Origin of the sequence: Streptomyces sp. NPDC007896 (genome assembly GCF_042959425.1) — a bacterium.
GTDB lineage: Bacteria > Actinomycetota > Actinomycetes > Streptomycetales > Streptomycetaceae > Streptomyces.
Genome location: NZ_JBIBKX010000004.1, coordinates 1 through 18082 on the forward strand (window position 1 = coordinate 1; position 18082 = coordinate 18082).

Annotated in this window: 19 protein-coding genes; 11 read left to right on the plus strand and 8 right to left on the minus strand. The window is 71.4% G+C overall.

Annotated features, from left to right (window positions below; translation table 11 throughout):
• Nucleotides 1–91: biotin carboxylase N-terminal domain-containing protein (locus ACFZDJ_RS14620; protein ID WP_308427085.1), on the minus strand; the 91-nt coding region annotated here is incomplete at its 3' end.
• Between the two features lie 355 nt (nt 92–446).
• Here ACFZDJ_RS14620 and ACFZDJ_RS14625 point away from each other — a divergent pair.
• The gene (locus ACFZDJ_RS14625) at nt 447–980 is read left to right on the plus strand and encodes a hypothetical protein (RefSeq protein ID WP_390934686.1); all 534 of its coding nucleotides are present in this window, start codon (nt 447–449) and stop codon (nt 978–980) included.
• Here ACFZDJ_RS14625 and ACFZDJ_RS14630 read toward each other — a convergent pair whose 3' ends face one another.
• Both ACFZDJ_RS14630 and mmpB read right to left on the minus strand, forming a co-directional pair.
• Nucleotides 981–1601 (minus strand): Maf family nucleotide pyrophosphatase, encoded by a 621-nt coding sequence (locus tag ACFZDJ_RS14630; protein WP_390934685.1) that lies wholly within the window; start codon nt 1599–1601, stop codon nt 981–983. It lies immediately after the preceding gene.
• Between the two features lie 102 nt (nt 1602–1703).
• On the minus strand, nt 1704–1832 hold the full coding sequence (gene mmpB / locus ACFZDJ_RS14635; protein WP_096239832.1) for a morphogenic membrane protein MmpB: 129 nt from the start codon (nt 1830–1832) through the stop codon (nt 1704–1706).
• Nucleotides 1833–1996: 164 nt separating this feature from the next.
• Here mmpB and ACFZDJ_RS14640 point away from each other — a divergent pair, with 164 nt between their 5' ends.
• Complete coding sequence (locus tag ACFZDJ_RS14640) at nt 1997–3127, plus strand: GDSL-type esterase/lipase family protein (protein WP_391059214.1); 1131 nt, start codon at nt 1997–1999, stop codon at nt 3125–3127.
• Here ACFZDJ_RS14640 and ACFZDJ_RS14645 read toward each other — a convergent pair.
• Together ACFZDJ_RS14645 and ACFZDJ_RS14650 are read right to left on the minus strand one after the other, a co-directional pair.
• A complete protein-coding gene (locus ACFZDJ_RS14645) occupies nt 3124–3330 on the minus strand; it encodes an acyl-CoA carboxylase subunit epsilon (protein ID WP_384912168.1) in 207 nt (68 codons plus the stop codon). The genes ACFZDJ_RS14640 and ACFZDJ_RS14645 overlap by 4 nt on opposite strands.
• Nucleotides 3331–3354: 24 nt before the next feature.
• Nucleotides 3355–4947 carry an acyl-CoA carboxylase subunit beta gene (locus ACFZDJ_RS14650; protein ID WP_054234736.1) on the minus strand — a complete coding sequence of 531 codons (1593 nt, stop codon included), beginning with the start codon at nt 4945–4947 and terminating at the stop codon, nt 3355–3357.
• A gap of 131 nt (nt 4948–5078) precedes the next feature.
• Here ACFZDJ_RS14650 and ACFZDJ_RS14655 point away from each other — a divergent pair, with 131 nt between their 5' ends.
• Together ACFZDJ_RS14655 and ACFZDJ_RS14660 are read left to right on the plus strand one after the other, a co-directional pair.
• Nucleotides 5079–5945 (plus strand): biotin--[acetyl-CoA-carboxylase] ligase, encoded by an 867-nt coding sequence (locus tag ACFZDJ_RS14655; RefSeq protein WP_391059216.1) that lies wholly within the window; start codon nt 5079–5081, stop codon nt 5943–5945.
• 160 nt (nt 5946–6105) lie between these two features.
• Nucleotides 6106–7392 (plus strand): adenylate/guanylate cyclase domain-containing protein, encoded by a 1287-nt coding sequence (locus ACFZDJ_RS14660; RefSeq protein ID WP_390934682.1) that lies wholly within the window; start codon nt 6106–6108, stop codon nt 7390–7392.
• 12 nt (nt 7393–7404) lie between these two features.
• Here the strand turns inward: ACFZDJ_RS14660 and ACFZDJ_RS14665 are convergent, their stop codons facing one another.
• The gene (locus tag ACFZDJ_RS14665) at nt 7405–8220 is read right to left on the minus strand and encodes a hypothetical protein (protein WP_391059219.1); all 816 of its coding nucleotides are present in this window, start codon (nt 8218–8220) and stop codon (nt 7405–7407) included.
• 555 nt (nt 8221–8775) lie between these two features.
• Here ACFZDJ_RS14665 and ACFZDJ_RS14670 point away from each other — a divergent pair.
• The 5 genes from ACFZDJ_RS14670 (at nt 8776) to ACFZDJ_RS14690 (ending at nt 14663) form a co-directional block, all read left to right on the plus strand.
• Nucleotides 8776–9582, plus strand: coding sequence for an enoyl-CoA hydratase-related protein (locus tag ACFZDJ_RS14670; RefSeq protein ID WP_391059221.1), 807 nt, complete (start codon nt 8776–8778; stop codon nt 9580–9582).
• A gap of 101 nt (nt 9583–9683) precedes the next feature.
• Nucleotides 9684–10865 (plus strand): diguanylate cyclase domain-containing protein, encoded by a 1182-nt coding sequence (locus tag ACFZDJ_RS14675; protein WP_391059224.1) that lies wholly within the window; start codon nt 9684–9686, stop codon nt 10863–10865.
• A gap of 99 nt (nt 10866–10964) precedes the next feature.
• Nucleotides 10965–12503, plus strand: coding sequence for a histidine ammonia-lyase (gene hutH, locus ACFZDJ_RS14680; RefSeq protein WP_168517770.1), 1539 nt, complete (start codon nt 10965–10967; stop codon nt 12501–12503).
• Between the two features lie 192 nt (nt 12504–12695).
• The gene (locus ACFZDJ_RS14685) at nt 12696–12899 is read left to right on the plus strand and encodes a cold-shock protein (protein ID WP_028803001.1); all 204 of its coding nucleotides are present in this window, start codon (nt 12696–12698) and stop codon (nt 12897–12899) included.
• A gap of 135 nt (nt 12900–13034) precedes the next feature.
• Entirely contained in the window at nt 13035–14663 is a 1629-nt protein-coding gene (locus tag ACFZDJ_RS14690) for a DEAD/DEAH box helicase (protein WP_390934678.1), read from the plus strand.
• Nucleotides 14664–14765: 102 nt separating this feature from the next.
• Here the strand turns inward: ACFZDJ_RS14690 and ACFZDJ_RS14695 are convergent, their stop codons facing one another.
• Nucleotides 14766–15506 (minus strand): DUF2625 family protein, encoded by a 741-nt coding sequence (locus ACFZDJ_RS14695; protein ID WP_390934677.1) that lies wholly within the window; start codon nt 15504–15506, stop codon nt 14766–14768.
• 35 nt (nt 15507–15541) lie between these two features.
• Nucleotides 15542–15922: a hypothetical protein gene (locus ACFZDJ_RS14700; RefSeq protein WP_384912188.1), complete on the minus strand. Its 381-nt coding sequence runs from the start codon at nt 15920–15922 to the stop codon at nt 15542–15544.
• 110 nt (nt 15923–16032) lie between these two features.
• Between ACFZDJ_RS14700 and ACFZDJ_RS14705 the strand changes: the two genes are divergently transcribed.
• Nucleotides 16033–16380 carry a hypothetical protein gene (locus tag ACFZDJ_RS14705; protein ID WP_101400325.1) on the plus strand — a complete coding sequence of 116 codons (348 nt, stop codon included), beginning with the start codon at nt 16033–16035 and terminating at the stop codon, nt 16378–16380.
• A gap of 266 nt (nt 16381–16646) precedes the next feature.
• A complete protein-coding gene (locus ACFZDJ_RS14710; RefSeq protein ID WP_391059229.1) occupies nt 16647–17912 on the plus strand; it encodes an Ig-like domain-containing protein in 1266 nt (421 codons plus the stop codon).
• Nucleotides 17913–18082 lie beyond the last annotated feature (170 nt).

Below are 18082 nucleotides of genomic sequence, written 5' to 3' on the forward strand. Positions count from 1 at the left end.
ACACGGCAACGCTCGCGATCCCGGCATCCCGGCACGCCCGGGCCACGCGGACAGCGATTTCGCCACGGTTGGCGATGAGCACCTTGCGCACGATGGCTCCCTCCTTGAAACAAGCCGAGTTTAGGGACTGCCGACACGACCTTTCGACCCGTCCCCAATGGTGAGCTTGCCCACACGGAGCGTGATTCGAGGCTCGCTCGACCCGCGAGATCCCTTGTCACACCGCGGTACGCAGGAATCCTTGGCTGAACCCTAGCCCTCCTGTGTGGCCAAGGTCTCTGTGCGGCCGTGCTGCGACGCACAGCGTTTCTTTGTGGAGTCCCTACGAATGGCCCAACGATTCTTTGCCCGCCGCCGAACCCTTGTCCCGGCGTTTACCCGTTAGTAGCGTTCGGGAGGTCTCGAACATACTTGGGGTAACAGCACTCGGAAGTGGGTGGGGACCGGTGGTGCGTAGACCGGTGGCGTGGGTGGCGGCGATCGTGCTCTTCGTGGAGGCGATCGGCATCGCGCTGCTGAACTGGTTCCTCGGCGTGGTCGTCGACCGCCAGGACATGTCCCTGGCGGGTCTCGACTCGGACATGATGTCCGTCTCGTCCAAGGTAGGGGGGCTGGTCTTCGGCCTCTACTTCGCGCTGTGCGGCGTCGCGGCGCTGCTCATCGCGGTGCGCGACCGCGCCCCTGGCCTCTTCGGCCGCATCCTGCTGATCAGTGCCGCAGTGGTGCACGGTCTGCTCGGCGCGTTCACGGTGGGTCTGGTGGGCTGGGGCGCGTTCGTGTTCATGATGGTGGCGCTCGGGCTGATCGTGTTCACTCTGTTGGCCTTCGACCGCGGGGCGGGTCCCGCCGACGCCGCGCCGGGTGACGGCGCGGGCGGCGAGGACGGCAACGGAGGCACCAATGGCGGAACGGACGGGGGTACGAGCGGCGGTACCGGGGGATCTCCGGTCACGGCGCCCCCGGCGCCGAGCGCGTCCTGATCACTTCTCCCGCGGGGTCCACAACTCCGTGATGCCCACGCCCAGTTCGGCCAGCAGGCGGCGCACCAGCGGCAGGGAGATGCCGATGACGTTGCCGTGGTCGCCGTCGATGCCCTCGATGAACGGGGCCGAGCGGCCGTCGAGCGTGAAGGCCCCGGCGACGTGGAGCGGCTCGCCCGAGGCGACGTACTCGGCGATCTCGGCGTCGGTCGGCTCGCCGAAGCGGACCACCGTGGACGCGGTCCCCGACGCGAAGCGCTTGGCCGTCGTGTCGTAGACGCAGTGCCCCGTCTGGAGGGTGCCGGCCCGGCCGCGCATCGCCTTCCAGCGTGCGGTGGCCTCCTCGGCGTCCGCGGGCTTGCCCAGCGCCTCGCCGTCCAGGTCGAGGACCGAGTCGCAGCCGATCACCAGGGCGCCCTGGACCTCGGTCCGGGCGGCCACGACGGCGGCCTTGGCCTCGGCCAGGGCGAGCGCGAGTTCGGCGGGGGTCGGGGCAGAAACGGCGTCCTCGTCGACGCCGCTCACGATGACCTCGGGGTCGAGTCCGGCCTGGCGCAGCAGGCCGAGCCGGGCGGGGGACTGCGAGGCGAGCACGAGGCGGCGGCGCGGCTGATCAGTCATGCGGTCAGGGTATCGGCGTGGGCGTGTCGCCCCCTGTCGCCCCGTCTCACGTCACGCCCGTCACGTCACGCCCATCACGAAACGCTGATCACGGCACGCCGATCACATCACGCCGAGGACGATCATCGCGAGCAGCATGGCCAACGCCATGAGAAGGCCGAGCCGCCGCAACATCTCCTGCATGTCGCGAAGTTCCTTGGGCGGCTCGTTCTCCGGGTCGGACCACAGCATGCCTCCGATCGTGCGGCGGCGAGGGCGCGGACCGCCTGAGTACGCGTACTCAACTTGCCCTCGACCCGATTAAACGGGTCCAGGGTTCCTTTAATGCGCGTCCGCCTGCTACGGTCATGGCATTCACTAAAGGAACTCTGGTCCCTTTTAGGGAGGCAGCTGCCGTGTTCACCACCGCCTGGACCGCATCGCCCCAGCTCCCCGCCGTGGGCTTCACCCCCAACTGGTCCCAGGAGGGCTTCTGGCGCCAGTCCCTGCGCCAGGTCGTCCGCGTCGGGGCGGGCGGCGGCCGGGTTCGTATACGGCTGTCGAACGCGTACGGCACCTCGCCGCTGCGGATCGCCGGGGCCACCGTGGCCCGTGCGGGCGCGGGGGCCGGTGTCGAGCCCGGCTCGCTGCGGCGGCTCACCTTCGAGGGGGCCGGGGGTGTCGAGATCCCGGCGCGCGGGCAGGTCGCCAGCGACCCCGCCGAACTCGTGGTGCAGGCCCTGGAGTCCGTGACCGTCACCCTGTACCTCGACGCCGTCACCGGGCCCGCGACCTTCCATGCCCAGGCCTTCGCGACGAGCCACCGGGGCGAAGGGGCCCGCCTCGACGACCTCGACGGCGACGGATTCGGCGAGACGAGCGAGTCCTGGTACTTCCTGTCGGCCGTCGAGGTCGACGCGGGCCGTACGGACGGTGTCGTGCTCTTCGGGGACTCCATCGTGGACGGATTCGGCTCGACTCCGGGCGCGAACCGCCGCTGGTCGGACGCGCTCGCCGAGCGCACGGGGCGGCCCGTTCTGGGCGCGGGCATCGGCGGGAACCTGCTGCTGAACGACTCCGCCTGGTACGGGGAGAAGGGCGTCCGGCGGTTCGGGCGGGACGTTCTCGAACAGGCCGGTGTCGAGGCGGTCGTCGTGCTGCTGGGGCTCAACGACATCGGGTTCAGCGAGACGGACGAACAGCCGACGTACAAGCCCGCGCCGGTGCTGGAGGCCGAAGAACTCATCGACGGGTACCGGGAGTTGATACGGCAGGCGCGTGGGCGGGGGCTGCGGGCGATCGGGGCGACGCTGCTGCCCTTCGGGGGGTCCGATCACTGGGGTGAGCGGGCGGCGAAGGTGAGCCGTGAGGTGAACGGGTGGATTCTCGGGGCGGGGGAGTGGGACGCGGTGGTGGATCTCAACGAGGTGTTGGCCGATCCGGGCGATCCGGATCGGCTACGGGGTGTGTACGACTTCGGCGATCACCTGCATCCCAATGACGCCGGGTACAGGGTGATGGCCGAGGAGGTGGCGGGGTGCTTCTAGGCAGGCCAGTACGTGCGCGTCCAGGCCGTGGGGCCCGGCTGGGGCAGGTGCTGGCCGGCTATGCGGGACGGGTCCGACCAGGAGTCCCGGCTGCCGGGCGCGCCGGGTGGCGTGGTGGCCGCCGCGGCGCGCGCTCGGACCACCGCCAGAGCGGCGGCCAGCTCCTCCGGGGTCGGATTGCCCCGTACGACCTTGATCGTCATGTCTGCTCCCAAGGGTCCGGGGTTCTAGAGCGGGATGTTGCCGTGCTTCTTCGGAGGGAGTGATTCCCGCTTGGTGCGCAGCTGACGCAGGCCCCGTACGACGTGGGAGCGGGTGTCGGAGGGCATGATCACCGCGTCGATGTAGCCGCGCTCGGCCGCCGTGTAGGGGTTGAGGAGGGTGTCCTCGTACTCCTGGATCAGGCGGGCCCGGGTGGCGTCCTGATCCTCGGCGGTGGCGATGGTGCGGCGGTGCAGGATGTTCACCGCGCCCTGCGCGCCCATCACCGCGATCTGGGCGGTCGGCCAGGCGAGGTTGAGGTCCGCGCCCAGGTGCTTGGAGCCCATGACGTCGTAGGCGCCGCCGAAGGCCTTGCGGGTGATGACCGTGATGAGCGGGACGGTCGCCTCGGCGTAGGCGTAGATCAGCTTGGCGCCGCGGCGGATGATGCCGGTGTGCTCCTGGTCGACGCCCGGGAGGAAGCCGGGGACGTCCACGAAGGTGATGACGGGGACGTTGAAGGCGTCGCAGGTGCGCACGAAGCGGGCCGCCTTCTCGGACGCGTCGATGTCCAGACAGCCGGCGAACTGCATCGGCTGGTTGGCGACGATGCCCACCGGGTGGCCCTCGACCCGTCCGAAGCCGGTGAGGATGTTCGGCGCGAACAGCGCCTGGGTCTCGAAGAACTCGGCGTCGTCCAGGATGTGTTCGATCACCGCGTGCATGTCGTACGGCTGGTTCGCGCTGTCCGGGACGATCACGTCCAGCTCGCGGTCCTCGTCCGTGAGGGCGAGGTCCGCCTCCTCGGGGAAGACCGGGGGCTCGCTGAGGTTGTTGGACGGCAGGTACGACAGCAACTGCTTGACGTACTCGATGGCGTCCTTCTCGTCGCCCGCCATGTGGTGGGCCACACCCGACACCGCGTTGTGGGTGCGCGCGCCGCCGAGCTCCTCGAAGCCGACGTCCTCGCCCGTCACCGTCTTGATGACGTCCGGCCCCGTGATGAACATGTGCGAGGTCTGGTCGACCATGACCGTGAAGTCGGTGATCGCGGGGGAGTACACCGCGCCGCCCGCGCAGGGGCCGACGACGAGCGAGATCTGCGGGATGACACCGGAGGCGTGGGTGTTGCGGCGGAAGATCTCGCCGTACATGCCGAGCGCGCTGACGCCTTCCTGGATGCGGGCGCCGCCGGAGTCGTTGATGCCGATGACCGGACAGCCGGTCTTCAGCGCGAAGTCCATCACCTTCATGATCTTCTGGCCGAAGACCTCGCCCAGGGCGCCGCCGAAGACGGTGAAGTCCTGGGAGAAGACGGCGACCGGGCGGCCGTCGACCATGCCGTAGCCGGTGACGACACCGTCGCCGTAGGGCCGGTTGTTCTCCATGCCGAAGTCGGTGGAGCGGTGCTGTGCGAACTCGTCCAGCTCGACGAACGAGCCCTCGTCGATCAGCAGCTCGATCCGCTCACGGGCCGTCAGCTTGCCCTTGGCGTGCTGCTTTTCGACAGCGCGTGCCGAGCCGGCGTGCGTCGCTTCCTGGACGCGGCGCCGCAGGTCCGCGAGTTTGCCCGCGGTCGTGTGGATGTCGGGGTGGTGCAGCTCTTCCGGCTCGGACATCGGGGTGCGGCTCCCTGCCTGCTCAGTGGGAAAGTGAGGGTGATGTGCTCAGGGGGTTGCTACTGACTCGTAGGGTAGTGGTGCCGATACCGTTCGGCAGTGCGGCGTTTACCACACCTAGGGTGGGTTGCATGACGCCGCGAGATGCTTCAGACGCGAACGACAACCGGTGGTCCGACCTGGACCGTCCACCGCTGAACGGGGCCGCACTGCGCCGGGCCCTGGTCCGCGAGGGCGGGCTCTGGTGCGATGTCCAGGTCGTACAGCACACCGGGTCCACCAACTCCGACCTCGTGGCCCTCGCCACGGACCAGAAGGCCGACGAGGGCGCCGTCCTCGTCGCCGAGGAACAGAACGCCGGGCGGGGCCGCCTGGACCGCCAGTGGACCGCACCGGCCCGCTCGGGCCTGTTCTTCTCCGTGCTGCTGAGGCCCACCGGGGTTCCCGTCGAGCGCTGGGGCTGGCTGCCGCTGCTCACCGGGGTCGCGGTGGCCACGGGCCTGTCCCGGGTGGCGGGCGTCGACACGGCACTCAAGTGGCCCAACGACCTGATGGTCACCGTGGACGGCGAGGAGCGCAAGACGGGCGGCATCCTCGCCGAGCGCGCCGGGAACGACGCGGTCGTCGTCGGCATCGGCATCAACGTCACCCTGCGCGAGGACGAACTCCCCGTGCCCGGCGCGGGCTCCCTCGCCCTCGCGAGCGCCACGACCACGGACCGTGACACCGTGCTGCGGGCCGTCCTGCGCTCACTGGAGCAGTGGTACGAGAAGTGGCGGGCCGCGGGCGGCGACCCTGCCGCCTCCGGTCTCCAGGAGACGTATGCCGCGGGATGCGCGACCCTCGGAAGGGTGGTGCGGGCCGAACTGCCCGGCGGCACGTCGATCACCGGGGAAGCGGTGGCGGTCGACGGGGACGGGCGTCTGGTCCTGGCCACGGAGGAGGGCGTACAGCAGCCGGTGGGAGCGGGGGACATCGTCCATCTGCGGCCGGCGTGAGCCGAGGAGGTCGGCAGACCGTACTCAGCTGTGGAGCCCGGAACCGATCGTGGTGCCGAGCTCCGGCCGGGCGTACGAGTCAGGAGTGAGCCAGCGCACACCTGCCGTAGAGTTGAGCGCGGTCGATACCTGACCACGGCAGATCGGAAGGGCAGCAGGCGTGACCGTCGACGACACGGGCTCCGGCACGGGTGTACACCCCGCCCCCGACGGTGAGCCGGGGCGTACCGCCGGGCCGGTCACCGACCCGGCGCCCGCACGCGTCGACACGAACGGTGACATGGCCGGCGAGACGATCGCAGGGCCGACCGGCGAGACGACCGGGCGGATGGACGGGCAGAGCCGCTTGGAGGCGCAGAACCGGATCGACGAGGAGTCCGTCGACTCCGGCGAGGACCCCCTCGCGCTGCGCCTCGAAACGCTCATCCTCGGCGCCGAGCGTCGCTACACCCCCTTCCAGGCCGCCCGCAGCGCAGGCGTCTCCATGGAACTGGCCTCCCGTTTCTGGCGGGCCATGGGCTTCGCCGACATCGGCCAGGCCAAGGCGCTGACCGAGGCCGACGTGCTGGCGCTGCGGCGCCTCGCCGGTCTCGTCGAGGCGGGCCTGCTGAGCGAGGCGATGGCGGTCCAGGTCGCCCGCTCCACCGGGCAGACCACGGCCCGCCTGGCCGAATGGCAGATCGACTCCTTCCTGGAGGGCCTGACCGAGCCCCCCGAGCCGGGCATGACGCGCACCGAGGTCACCTACCCCCTGATCGAGCTGCTCCTGCCCGAGCTGGAGGAGTTCATCGTCTACGTCTGGCGGCGCCAGCTCGCCGCCGCGACCGGCCGGGTCGTCCAGGCCGGTGACGACGAGGAGATGGTCGACCGCCGCCTCGCCGTCGGCTTCGCGGACCTCGTCGGCTTCACGCGGCTGACGCGCCGGATGGAGGAGGAGGAACTCGGCGAGCTCGTCGAGGCCTTCGAGACCACCGCCGCCGACCTGGTGGCTGCGCACGGGGGGCGCCTCATCAAGACCCTCGGTGACGAGGTGCTGTACGCCGCGGACGACGCCGGGATCGCCGCCGAGATCGCCCTGCGCCTCATCGAGACGATGGCCAACGACGAGACGATGCCGGAGCTGCGCGTCGGCATCGCCTTCGGCACCGTGACGACCCGCATGGGCGACGTCTTCGGTACGACGGTGAACCTCGCCTCGCGGCTCACGTCGATAGCGCCACGGGATGCCGTGCTGGTGGACGGCGCCTTCGCGGAGGAACTGATCCGCACCGCGGACGCGCCCGCCTCCGAGGCGGAGGCCGCCGAGGCCGCGGCCGCCGCGGAGAAGGAGGGCGAGGAGCCGCCCGTCTACCGCTTCGCCCTCCAGCCGATGTGGCAGCGCCCCGTCCGCGGCCTCGGCGTGGTCGAACCCTGGCTGCTGGCCCGCCGCAACGGCGAACAGCCGTAGGTCCTGTTTCTCTCAATGGCCCCCGGCGGGGCCCGCCAGATCGTTCACACAGATGCCGACGATCGGCACGCACAGACCCGGCGGGTTCTGGCCGGGCGTCGGGGTCGGGGCGTGAGTGGTGGGGGTCGGGGCCGGCGGCTGCCGCGTGTGTGACTGCGACGGTGCGACGACGGGCGCGGTCGGGATGCCGGTCGTGTCCGGCAGGCTCCCCACGGGGGCGCTCGCCCGCGCGGACGGGATCGTCGCCGTCGATGAGGGTGAGGCGGCCGCCGACGGTGCCGTGGCCGCGGGGCTCACGCCCGGGACCGGGGTCGCGCTCGCCCCGCCCCGCGCGGCGGTCGCGGACGCGGGATGCGCGGAGGGCGCGGCCCACACCGTCGGCGCGGCGTCGATCGCCTCGTCCGTGGCGACCTGGGGCCTCGGCTCGGCCTCCGTGTTCCCGCTCCCGCCGCCGACCACCGACTCCGGCGCCATCCGCGCCAGACTCAACGCCCCCGCGGCCAGCGCGAGCCCACCCACGGCGAACAGCGCCCGCCGGGGCCGTGGCTTACGGTGCCGCCCCCGCCCGGCCCGCCCCGGGAGCGGACCGATCGACTCGTCCTCCGGGAGGCTCGCGGAGGCGCCACCGGCGGGTGCGGGGTCTGCCGTCGGGCGACCGGCGGGCGTGCGGCCGATCAGCGGCTCGACGGCTACCGCCCGGCCCGCCCGCGCGGCACCGGCCGCCCCGGGGCGACGTGCCGCGCCGCCGGCCCTCGCCGGTCCCCCGGACACGCCATCGGTCGGCCCGGGATCCGCCGTCGCGCGGTCGGCGGCCGGGCGACCGGCCATCGGATCGGCCGTTTCCCTACGCGCCGCCGGAGCGCGGCCGGGTGCCGGGGACCCCGCTGCGGCGTGGCCGCCCGGTGCGTGGCCGCTCGGCGGGTCGGCGGCTGCCCCGCGCCCCGCCCGCGTGCCATCGCCCCCCGCCGCGGGACGGCCGCCCGGCACCCGTGCCATCAACGGGTTGGCGGTCGGCACACGCGCCGCCCGGCGGGGCGCCGCGTCGCCGGGCCGCGAGGGGGCGGCCGACGACCTCGCCGACGTAGCCGCTGAACCCCCGGAGGGCCCCGTGTCCGTCGGTGTTCTCGACTGCCTCGTCACGTCTGTGGTCGTGCCGTTCGCCATGGTCATCCCTCCCCGATGTGCCGCGCCCCCCGAAGCGCCGGGCGGTGCGCAGGTTATGCGTCTTTTGGGGGCGTGGGTCGGGAGTTGGGCGGGATGTCACTCGAACGGGGAGCGGCGGTCGAAGGGAGGAAAGGGAACGGGTTTCGCCGGGCGAGGGTGGCTGCGATGATCGGAGGCATCGGGAGTTAACCCGCGTTAACCGTTCACCGGGAGGGTGTCATGGCGGAGCAAGGGGACGAGCGGCGGTTCGGGGAGTTCGTCGTCGTACGGCGGCATGGGTACGTCGCGGAGCTCGCCCTCGACCGGCCGAAGGCCATGAACGCCGTGTCCACGGACATGGCCCGCTCCATCACGGCCGCCTGCGAGGCGCTCGGCGGCGAGCGCGACGTACGCGCGGTCGTGCTGACCTCCACCGCCGAGCGCGCCTTCTGCGTCGGCGCCGACCTGAAGGAGCGCAACTCCTTCAGCGATGCCGACCTGGTCCGCCAGCGCCCCGTCGCGCGGGCCGCGTACACCGGCGTCCTGGAGCTGCCGATGCCGACGATCGCCGCCGTGCACGGCTTCGCGCTCGGCGGCGGCTTCGAGCTGGCTCTGTCCTGCGACCTGATCGTGGCCGACCGTACGGCGGTGCTCGGGCTGCCCGAGGTGTCGGTCGGGGTGATTCCCGGAGGCGGCGGTACGCAGTTGCTGCCGCGGCGGGTCGGGGCGGCCCGCGCGGCCGAGCTGATCTTCTCGGCGCGGCGGCTGGAGGCGGATGAGGCGCGGGAGTTGGGCCTCGTCGACGAACTCGTGAACGCGGGCCAGGACCGCGGCGAAGCCCTCGCGCTCGCCGCCCGTATCGCCGCCAACTCCCCCGTCGGCCTGCGTGCCGCCAAGCGCGCGCTGCGGCTCGGGCACGGGCTCGACCTGCGCGCGGGCCTGGAGGTGGAGGACGCCGCATGGCGGTCCGTCGCCTTCTCGGGGGACCGTGCGGAGGGCGTCGCCGCGTTCAACGAGAAGCGCGAGCCGCGGTGGCCGGGGGAGTAGTCCCCCACGCTTTCCGGCGCCCTGCGGCCGGTACGGCCACTCGGACCCCTGTTCGCCTCACCAATGTCCCGAATCACCGTAAATATCCCTAGCCTGGAGTGATGGGTGAGGACAGACGGCTGAGGGCCGTGGTGGAGCTGGCGCAGGGGATGGCGGCGGCACGCACCCCGCACGAGTCCTGGCGGGCCGCGGCGCTCGGTGCCTGCCACGCGCTCGCCGGGAGCTTCGCCGCGCTCTCCGTGTGGGAGCGCGAGCTCGGCCGGCTGCGGGTCCTGGCGAACGTGGGCGAACGCGCGCCGGACGAGGAGGAGTTCCCGGACGGCGAGTCCTACCCCGTGCACCAGTTCCCGGAGATCACCGAGTTCCTGCACGAGCGCTGGGCCGGGGGTGGTGGCCCGAACGCCTGGGTGGAGACCGCCGAGGGGCCGGCGGACGGTCCCGTCGGCCACTGCCACCTGGGGGCACCTCCCGGCGTTAGCCGGGGGAGGGCCGCCGCCCTGCGTCGGCGCGGCCGGGGCTGCTGCGTCGTCGCCCCGATCGTGCTGCACGGACGGGCGTGGGGCGAGCTGTATGTGGCCCGCCCGGTCGCGGCACCCGTCTTCGACCGGGCCGACGCGGACTTCGCGACCGTGCTGGCCTCCGTCGTCGCCGCCGGGCTCGCCCAGACCGAGCGCCTGGAGGAGGCCCGGCGGCTCGCGTTCACGGACGCCCTCACCGGACTCGCCAACCGCCGCGCGGTCGACGTACGCCTGGACGAGGCCATCGAGCTGTACCGGCAGGAAGGGGCCGCGGTCAGTCTCGTCGTCTGTGACCTCAACGGACTCAAGAACGTCAACGACACCCGCGGGCACGCCGTCGGCGACCGGCTCCTGGAACGGTTCGGATCGGTGCTGTCGCTGTGCGGGGCGATGCTCCCCGGCACCCTCGCCGCCCGCCTCGGCGGTGACGAGTTCTGCCTGCTCGCGGTCGGCCCGCCGGCCGACGAGGTCGTCCGCATCGCCGACGAACTCTGCCGCCGCGCCGCCGAGTTGGAGCTGGGGGAGGGGGTGGCGTGCGGGGTCGCCTCGACCGCGGACCCGATCGGTCCGGTGCGCTCGGCGCGACGGCTCTTCCGGCTGGCCGACGCCGCCCAGTACCGCGCGAAGGCCGTACGGGCCGCGAAGCCCGTCGTCGCCGGACGCGAGGGCCCCGACGACCCGGTCGTGCGTCTCGCCGACGCGCCCTCCCCGGCGCAGGGGGAACGCCGCCGCTTCCGGGGGCGCCACGAGCACCCCCGCCCCTGAGTCCGCGCGGGCGTGTGTGACGTACGTCGAAGTAAGGGGTCAACCGCCCACCCACTAGTGACATCATCGAATTCACTGCGTACGCTCCTGAATATGGATATGCACACTGTGGTGGTGGGGACGTCCGGAGTGACCGCGTCCGACGTTCTCGCCGTGGCGCGCGGCGGCGCCCGGATCGAGCTCTCCGAAGAGGCGGTGGCGGCCCTCGCCGCGGCCCGCGAGATCGTGGACGCGCTGGCCGCCAAGCCGGAGCCGGTCTACGGCGTCTCCACCGGGTTCGGCGCCCTCGCGAGCCGGCACATCAGCCCGGAGCTGCGCGCCCAGCTGCAGCGCAACATCGTCCGCTCGCACGCCGCCGGCATGGGCCCGCGCGTGGAGCGCGAGGTCGTCCGCGCGCTGATGTTCCTGCGGCTCAAGACCGTCTGCTCCGGGCACACCGGTGTGCGGCCCGAGGTCGCCCAGACCATGGCCGACATCCTCAACGCCCAGATCACCCCGGTCGTCCACGAGTACGGCTCCCTCGGCTGCTCCGGCGACCTGGCCCCGCTCTCCCACTGCGCGCTGACGCTGATGGGCGAGGGCGACGCCGAGGGCCCCGACGGTGTCGTACGGCCCGCGGGCGAGCTGCTCGCCGAGGCCGGCATCACCCCCGTCGAACTGCGCGAGAAGGAGGGCCTCGCCCTCCTCAACGGCACCGACGGCATGCTCGGCATGCTGGTCATGGCCCTCGCCGACCTGGAGACGCTCTACAAGTCGGCCGACGTCACCGCCGCGCTCTCCCTCGAAGCCCTCCTCGGCACGGACAAGGTGCTCGCCCCCGAGCTGCACGCCATCCGCCCGCACCCCGGACAGAGCGCCAGCGCCGCCAACATGCTGGCCGTGCTGAAGGGCTCGGAGCTCACCGGCCACCACCAGGACGACGCCCCGCGCGTCCAGGACGCCTACTCGGTGCGCTGCGCCCCGCAGGTCGCGGGCGCCGGACGCGACACCCTCGCGCACGCCCGGCTCGTCGCCGAGCGCGAGCTCGCCTCCGCCGTGGACAACCCGGTCGTGCTGCCCGACGGCCGCGTCGAGTCGAACGGCAACTTCCACGGCGCTCCGGTCGCCTACGTCCTCGACTTCCTCGCCATCGCCGCCGCCGACCTCGGCTCGATCGCCGAGCGCCGCACCGACCGGCTGCTCGACAAGAACCGTTCGCACGGTCTGCCGCCGTTCCTCGCGGACGACGCGGGCGTCGACTCGGGCCTGATGATCGCCCAGTACACCCAGGCGGCGCTGGTGAGCGAGATGAAGCGCCTCGCCGTACCGGCGTCCGCGGACTCCATCCCCTCCTCCGCCATGCAGGAGGACCACGTCTCCATGGGCTGGTCGGCCGCGCGCAAGCTGCGCACCGCCGTGGACAACCTCACCCGTATCGTCGCGATCGAGCTGTACGCGGCCACCCGGGCGATCGAACTGCGCGAGGGCCTGACCCCGGCCCCCGCCTCGCAGGCCGTCATCGGGGCCGTCCGCGCGGCCGGCGTCCAGGGCCCCGGCCCCGACCGCTTCCTCGCCCCGGACCTGGCGGCGGCGGACGCGTTCGTGCGCGGCGGTCAGGTGGTGGCGGCGGTGGAGCCGGTGACCGGACCGCTGGCCTGACCTGAGCACCGCGGGCCGCCGCTGTCACAGCGGCGGCCCGAAGTGTGCTACTGTCTCATTGATACGTTTTTGGTACCCATTTACTTTGTGCGCCTGATCGGAATCCTCCGCAGGCGCGTTTTGTTTTACCGGCATCTCCGGCTTTTCCCGGTGCATCTCCGGATTGGGGCCCTACCTATTCAGGAGAAAAACATGGCAACTGGCACCGTGAAGTGGTTCAACTCGGAAAAGGGCTTCGGCTTCATCGAGCAGGACGGCGGCGGCCCCGACGTCTTCGCCCACTACTCCAACATCGCCAGCTCCGGCTTCCGTGAGCTGCTGGAGGGCCAGAAGGTCTCGTTCGACGTCGCGCAGGGCCAGAAGGGCCTGCAGGCGGAGAACATCATCCCCGCCTGATTTCGGGGACGCGCTTTTCCAGAGCCGGGGCCCGCACCTTCGGGGTGCGGGTCCCGGCTCGTGCTGTGAGTGCTTGTCAGTTGCGAGCGCTGTGCGTGCAGTCCGTGGGGCCCAGGAAGGAAATCCAGATCCAGCATGACTCGATCCGAACGTCCCGTCCGTAAGCGGCCGGCAAACGCACGCGGTGGCGCCCAGACCGGCGGCTTCGCGAAGGGCGCGGGCCGCGGCGGCGGCCGTGGCACCGGCAAGGGCCCGGCCCGCAAGGCCGTGGCGCCGCAGGAGTTCTCCCTGCCCGAGACCATCACCCCGGCGCTGCCCGCCGTCGACTCCTTCGACGCGCTCGACATGCCGGCCGCCCTCACCAAGACCCTCGCCGCGCAGGGCGTCACCGAGCCCTTCCCGATCCAGGGCGCGACGCTGCCCAACTCCCTCGCCGGACGCGACGTCCTCGGCCGTGGCCGCACCGGCTCCGGCAAGACGCTCGCCTTCGGACTCGCCCTGCTGGCCCGTACGGCGGGTCGCCGGGCGGAGTCGAAGGCGCCGCTCGCGCTCGTCCTCGTCCCCACGCGCGAACTCGCCCAGCAGGTCGACGACGCGCTCACGCCGTACGCCACCGCGGTCAACCTGCGCGTGGCCACGGCCGTCGGCGGGATGTCGATCGGCCGGCAGGCCGGCACGCTGCGGCGCGGCGCCGAGGTGCTCGTGGCCACCCCCGGGCGGCTCAAGGACCTCATCGAGCGCGGCGACTGCGTCCTCGACCAGGTCGCGATCACCGTCCTCGACGAGGCCGACCAGATGGCCGACATGGGCTTCATGCCGCAGGTCACCGCACTGCTCAAGCAGGTCGAGCCGGGCGGTCAGCGACTGCTCTTCTCGGCCACGCTCGACAAGAACATCGACCGGCTCGTGAAGATGTTCCTCACGGACCCCGTGGTGCACTCCGTCGACCCCTCGGCGGGTGCGGTGACCACCATGGAGCACCACGTGCTCCACGTCGCCGACGAGACCGACAAGAAGGCCGTCGCCCTGCGGATCGCGGCGCGCGACGGCCGGGTGATCCTCTTCGTCGACACCAAGCGCGGCGCCGACCGGTTCACCAAGCGGCTGCTCGCGAGCGGCGTCCGGGCGTCCGCGCTGCACGGCGGGCGCAGCCAGCCGCAGCGCAACCGCACCCTGGACCAGTTCAAGAACGGTCAGGTCACCGCGCTCGTCGCCACCAACGTCGCGGCGCGCGGCATCCACATCGACGACCTCGACCTCGTGGTCAACGTCGACCCGCCGACCGACCACAAGGACTACCTGCACCGCGGCGGACGCACCGCCCGGGCCGGTGAGTCCGGCAGTGTCGTCACCCTCGTACTGCCCGAGCAGCGGCGGGAGATGACGCGGCTGATGGCGGATGCCGGCATCACCCCGCGCACGGCGCGGATCGCGTCCAGCGACGAGGAGCTCGCCCGCCTCACCGGCGCCCGTGAGCCCTCCGGCGTCCCGGTCGTCATCGAGGTGCCGCAGCAGCCCGAACAGCCGAAGAAGCGGTCACGGCCGCGGGTCGGAGGCGGGGCGAGGCGCCCGGCCGGAGCGGGTTCGGGTGCGGGTTCGGAGTCGCAGGGCCGTCAGCCGCGGCGCGCCGCCGGCGGTACGTCCGGTGGCGGTACGGGCGGCGGTACGGGGGGTTCGGGTCGCTCCGGTGGCCGTGGGCGTGCCCCGCAGCAGCAGCGGCGTACGGAGCGTGGCGGGCAGGGCGGCGGGCGTCGCGCAGCGTAGCCCGGTCCGTTTGTATCTGCGGGCCGGTGGGGGCTGGTCGCGCAGTTCCCCGCGTCCCTAGGGAGCGCCCCCAAGGCGCGCTCCCTAGGGCCCCGGAACTTCTCAGTAGTCGTCGAAGTTGCCCAGGAAGCCCGGGTCGATCTTGTCGAGTTCCAGGCCCGTGCCTCGGTGCAGATCCATGAGATCCGACATGTGGACGGCGCGGCGGCGGGCCGCGGGAAGGTCGCGGCGGTTGGCGGCCGTCCACAGGACCGGGTCGAAGGTGATCCCGTGGGACCCCGGCATGGGCCCTGTCTCTGCGCGCCAGCCGGGCCAGCGCAGGGTGTCGTAGAACTGCTCTATGCCGCCCTCGTCCAGGAGCCAGCTGAGCCAGTCCGCGTGGCCCACGCCGAGCGCGTCCCAGCGCAGCGAGTCCGGCGCGAAGTACAGCACCTCGCCGGGACCGCCGGGGCGGTTGGCCTGAGCGGGGTCGGGTCCGTTGACCACGAAGACGCCGCCGAGGACGTCATGGGCGATGACGAGCCCGCCCTCCGGCCGCCACGCCGGGTCGAACCGCTCGGGGAGGTCGTTGACCTCGGCGAAGCTCGGAGTCCCCGCAGGCGCGTCGTCGTCGGGGCTGCCGTAGATGCGCAGCCAGCCGCTGTCCAGCAGCACCCCGCCGCAGTTGAGCACGAAGGAGCCGAGCCAGGAGCGCGCGGTGAGTTGCAGTTGCAGCAGGGATCCACGGGCCTGCGCCGGGTCCACCGGCAGCACATCCATGGACACCCTGCTGTTGGAGATCGCCTCGGAGAGGAGCGGCCACGCGGGCTCCTCGACATCAGTCAGCTCGGTCAGGTCTCGCATGGGTATCCCGTGGGTTCCGGGCCGGAGCGTCGCGCTCAGAAGGCCGCCGTGCGCTCCCGGCGCACCGAGTAGGTCACAAAGCCGGCGCCGAGGCCCAGGAAGAGGGTTCCGCCGACGACGTACGGCGTCGTGTCGACGCTTCCGGTGTCGGCGAGCAGGGTCCCGCTGTCCTGCGACCCGGTGGTGTCGGAGCCCGTGTCGTTCGCTCCGGCGTCGCTCGCATCGGCGACGCCCGACTGGGTGTCGCTCGACTCCGTGGACGCCTGCACCGCGGTTCTCGACGTGGTGTTCGTCGACATATTGCTGTGCTGAGCAGGCTTTTCCGGGGTCGCGTTGGCGGACGGGACGAACCACAGGGCCCCCAGAAGGGTTCCCGCTGCGGTGGCGGTCAGCAACGAGCGACGAGCGGCGGACACGTAATATCGATCCCCTTGTGGCGCTGGCGAATTGGCCGTGTGGGCCGATGCTAATGAAAGGCGCGGGTCGTGGGAAAGTCGCGGGAGCCACGGGCCGTACGCTCCGTCTCATGAGTACTCCTGAGACATCACGATTTGTCCGGCTTCGTGTGGAGCTGGTGTTGGAAGTCGACGACGCGGACGCCGTCACCAAGGCCGCGTTGCGCCGCATCGCGGACGACTCCGGTATGCCGGCCGACGAGCGGACCCACGCCGAGAACGCAGTGACGGAAGACACTGCCGAGGCCCTCGCCTATCTCGTCGACCCGTTCGACCTGGTCAGCGAGGTGCCCGGGGTCGACCTCGCCCAGGCTTCCTGGAGCAGCGAGCCGATCGACTACGACCCCGATTCGCCGGAATGGGACCTCGACGAGGATGATGGCGGCGAGGATGACGACGAGGAAGTCGGAGTCGGCTGACGCCTCTTGGGGAAAACGTGACCCCGGGTGGCAACCGCTGCCCGGGGTTTTTCGTCTCCGGCGACGCACCGACCACCTCCGCACCAGAAATTCGGTCCGGCTGTCGGTATCCACTCGATCGGGGTCCGGCGGCCCGGGGCGATTCGGTTGACGCCGTCGATCGACGTGGTGTTACCCACACCTCAGAAGTGTGTGGAACGGGACGAACCGGTCGTAGCGTGGATGGTTTGAACGGGGCTTATGTGGTTCCAGGTGATTCGGCAACGATGGAGAAGCGTGTGATGACGGACAGTAAGCGGCGCAGGGGTCTGATGGCCGCGTCCGCACTGCTCGGCGGAGTGCTGGTGCTCTCTGCGTGCAGCAGCGGGGACGGCAGCAAGGCCAATGCCTCGGACGGCGAGACCTCGCAGGCCCAGGCCGACGCGGCGGCGGCCAAGAAGAGCTCCCAGGCCCAGATCAAGATCACGCCCGCGGACGGTTCCGACAACGCCTCCATCAACAACGCCGCGGCGGTCACCGTGAGCAAGGGCACGCTCTCGGCCGTCACCATGACGACCGAGTCGGGCACGGTGGTTTCCGGTCAGATATCCGCCGACAAGAAGAGCTGGAAGCCCACCTCCCAGCTCGAGCGCGCCACCACGTACAAGGTGGCCGCCGAGGCCACCGACTCCGCGGGCCTCGTCGCTCACGAGAACGCCTCGTTCACCACCGTCTCCCCGGCGAACAGCTTCATAGGCAACTTCACGCCGGAGGACGGTTCCACCGTCGGCGTCGGCATGCCGGTCTCGATCAACTTCAACAAGGCGATCACGAACAAGGCCGCCGTGCAGAAGGGGATCACCGTCTCCTCCAGCAGCGGCCAGGAGGTCGTCGGCCACTGGTTCAACGCCAACCGCCTCGACTTCCGTCCCGAGAACTACTGGACCGGCGGCTCCACCGTCACCCTCAAGCTCAACCTGGACGGCGTCCAGGGCGCGAGCGGTGTCTACGGCGTGCAGCAGAAGACGGTCACCTTCAAGATCGGCCGCAACCAGGTCTCGATCGTCGACGCCCAGACGAAGACCATGAAGGTCACGCAGGACGGCAAGACGATCAAGACGATCCCGATCTCCTCGGGATCCCCGGAGCACAAGACGTACCAGGGCCAGATGGTGATCTCCGAGAAGTTCAAGGAGACCCGGATGAACGGCTCGACGGTCGGCTTCACGAAGACCGACGGCAAGGGCGAGTACGACATCAAGGACGTACCGCACGCCATGCGTCTGTCGAACTCCGGCACCTTCATCCACGGCAACTACTGGGGCGCGAAGTCCATCTTCGGCGCGGTGAACACCAGCCACGGCTGTGTGGGTCTGTCCGACACCAAGGGTGCGGGCGACCCGAACACGCCCGCGGCCTGGTTCTACGACCACTCGCTGATCGGTGACGTCGTGGTCGTCAAGAACACCGGCGACAAGACCATCGCCCCGGACAACGGCCTCAACGGCTGGAACCTGAGCTGGTCCGCCTGGAAGGCCGGATCGGCCGCCTAGTCCCGCCGCACTCCCTCGTTCGCCGATGGCGGCGGTGGCCCCTCACGGGCCGCCGCCGCCATCAGCGTTCTCACAGCCTTCAGGGACCGCCCACAGGTGAATTCCCGGGCTGCCACAGCCTTCTCATCCTTCTCTTATGCGGGGCTTATCCCGCCATCACGCGCCGTACC